The 590-nt window shown below is 64.6% G+C and carries 1 protein-coding gene; it reads right to left on the bottom strand.

The features are described from left to right. Positions 1-2 precede the first annotated feature (2 nt). Positions 3-590, bottom strand: a 588-nt coding sequence (locus PGB34_RS23045) for an EF-Tu C-terminal domain-related protein (RefSeq protein ID WP_271430463.1), incomplete at its 5' end; no start/stop codon positions are given.

Below are 590 nucleotides of genomic sequence, written 5' to 3'. Positions count from 1 at the left end.
CCTTATTCGAGGACCTTGGCCACCACGCCGGCGCCCACGGTGCGACCGCCTTCGCGGATGGCGAAGCGCAGGCCTTCTTCCATGGCAATCGGGGCGATCAGCTTGACGGTGATCGACACGTTGTCGCCGGGCATGACCATTTCCTTGTCCTTGGGCAGCTCGATGGCGCCGGTGACGTCGGTCGTGCGGAAGTAGAACTGCGGACGGTAGTTGTTGAAGAAGGGCGTGTGACGGCCGCCTTCGTCCTTGCTCAGCACGTACACCTCAGCCGTGAAGTGGGTGTGCGGCTTGATCGAGCCGGGCTTGCACAGCACCTGGCCGCGCTCGACTTCTTCGCGCTTGGTGCCGCGCAGCAGGATACCGACGTTGTCGCCAGCCTGGCCCTGGTCCAGCAGCTTGCGGAACATTTCCACGCCGGTGCAGGTGGTCTTGACGGTGGGGCGGATACCGACGATTTCGATTTCCTCGCCGACCTTGATGATGCCGCGCTCGACGCGACCGGTCACCACGGTGCCGCGACCGGAGATCGAGAACACGTCTTCCACGGGCATCAGGAAGGCACCGTCCACAGCGCGCTCGGGCGTGGGGAT

Origin of the sequence: Xenophilus arseniciresistens (genome assembly GCF_028023875.1) — a bacterium.
Classification (GTDB): domain Bacteria; phylum Pseudomonadota; class Gammaproteobacteria; order Burkholderiales; family Burkholderiaceae_C; genus Xenophilus; species Xenophilus arseniciresistens.
This window is presented reverse-complemented; position numbering and strand designations above follow the sequence as displayed.